The 1,771-nt window shown below is 66.1% G+C and carries 1 protein-coding gene; it reads left to right on the plus strand.

The annotated features are described in order from the left end of the window. The first annotated feature begins 842 nt into the window (after positions 1-842). Positions 843-1,325, plus strand: a complete 483-nt coding sequence (locus ACFV9O_RS16490; RefSeq protein WP_385417948.1) for a carboxymuconolactone decarboxylase family protein — start codon at positions 843-845, stop codon at positions 1,323-1,325. Positions 1,326-1,771: the final 446 nt, after the last annotated feature.

Here is a 1,771-nt window from a genome sequence, read left to right on the forward strand (position 1 = left end):
CTTCAGAACCAGTGAAGTCAGGATGATCAAGAGATCGCAGAGTGGCTCACTTTTCATCCGCCGTCCGTGGCCCTCGTTTCACCCGTTGCCGAGAGCCCATGCCACGGACGGCATCGAGGATGAGCAACTGCTCGCCCCTCGAGGAACTTGTTGCGCATCCGTCGGACACGAACGGTGGGGGAGTTGCTGCCCAATCCTGGACTTCAAGACGGTCACCCCGCGCGTCGGTGCCACCAGTGGCCGATGCGACTCTCACCTGGGATGGGCCATGGCCCGGCAGCCAGGGGGTGGGGCGTGGAAGATGCGACTGCTGGCCTTCTCCGGGCTGCCCCGGGCTAGTACTGCAACGGTCTTTGTCGCGACGGGTTGGCAGCGGCCTCGTCGTGCTGGTTATGGGGTGGGATGTGATGCCGGCTGATGCGAGCCGGTGGTCGTCTGGTCTGGCGGAGCTGCACGAGCGGTTCGTGCACACCCGCGCTCGTTGACGGACGGACTCCACGCGAGGACGGGGCGCCGTCTCGGGCCTCCTCAAACCCGCCACGTAGTAGACCGTCTGACTCAGTAGGTGTTTTTCGACCTCGAAGCCGCAGGTCAGGGCGGACTGTGTGGCTCACGAGGCAGAAGCCGCCGTTTCAGTTTCGCGTGTCGAAAACGACATATCGAGACGGCGCTGGAGCGACAATCCGTTCACAGAGATCCCTGATCGCGTTCGCCGAGCCGCCCGACGCCGCGAGCGCGTCCCCTCGACCGGCTCGAACAGAGGTTCGTCATAGATGACCGAGCGGCTCGGAGCGGGGCCCGGAAGCGCGGGCAGGGGAACGATGAGCACAGAGAGGAACGAGATGACTGACGATGTCCAGATCGCGAACCGCCGGCTCGACGCGAGCGGGAACGAGGCGCTGATCGGCATGGCTCGGATGGGCGCGGATGCGTTCGGATACACAGCGGAACTGCGGATCGACCGCGGCCTCGCCCAGCTCCTGCGCCTGCGGGTCTCGCAGCTCAACAACTGCACCTACTGCCTCAACCTGCACTACAAAGCGGCGCGCGAAGCGGGCATCCCCCGAGCCAAGATCGACACGCTGACCGCGTGGTGGGAGACCGAGCTTCACTCCGAGGCCGAGCAGGCGGCGCTCCGCTACGCCGAGGCGCTCACCCGCACCGCCGACACCGACCGCGACGCAGCGTTCCAGCGCTTCCACGACGCGCTCGCTGCGCACTTCAGCCCGGAGGAGATGCTCGAGATCGTCGCCGTCGTCGTCAACATGAACGTCTGGACCCGCATCAAGCTTGCCGAGGGCGCGATGCCGGGCCCGGCGGATTGAGCGGCTCCCGTGGCTCCCTTCATCGGGGGAGGAGATGCCCTGCCCGCCGTCCCGGCTGACGACCTGGCGTGGCGCTCGGTTGACGAGGTCGCGCGGTACCCCGCGCCGTGAGATCCAATCCCGTCGCTTGAACTGGAGGTACAGAACGACTGAGCAACACAGTCGACCTGACCTGCGGCTTGAGGTCGAAAAGCACCTACTCGGTCCTGCGCTTCCGCCTCCTGCTCCCTCTCCTGGTCGGGCGCATCGTTGTACGCAAGGTGTCCGACTGCGGAGCAGGCCTTGCTCAGCTTGTCGTTCAGGTCGCTGGCTCCGAGGCCGCGGGGCGCCCTTGGGCCAGGGGGGGCGGGAGACCCAGGCAAGGGAGCCCTTCCCCATGGGGGAGAGCGTTTCCCACAAACCCCCCCCCCCAAAGGACACTGGGGGCGAAAAAAGGAGCAAAAAAG

Origin of the sequence: Streptomyces sp. NPDC059909 (assembly GCF_042730885.1) — a bacterium.
In the GTDB taxonomy this organism is placed as follows: domain Bacteria; phylum Actinomycetota; class Actinomycetes; order Streptomycetales; family Streptomycetaceae; genus Streptomyces.

Coding starts and splice junctions, on each gene's coding strand:
- ACFV9O_RS16490 (WP_385417948.1), top strand. CDS start 843: ATGACTGACGATGTCCAGATCGCGAACCGCCGGCTCGACGCGAGCGGG.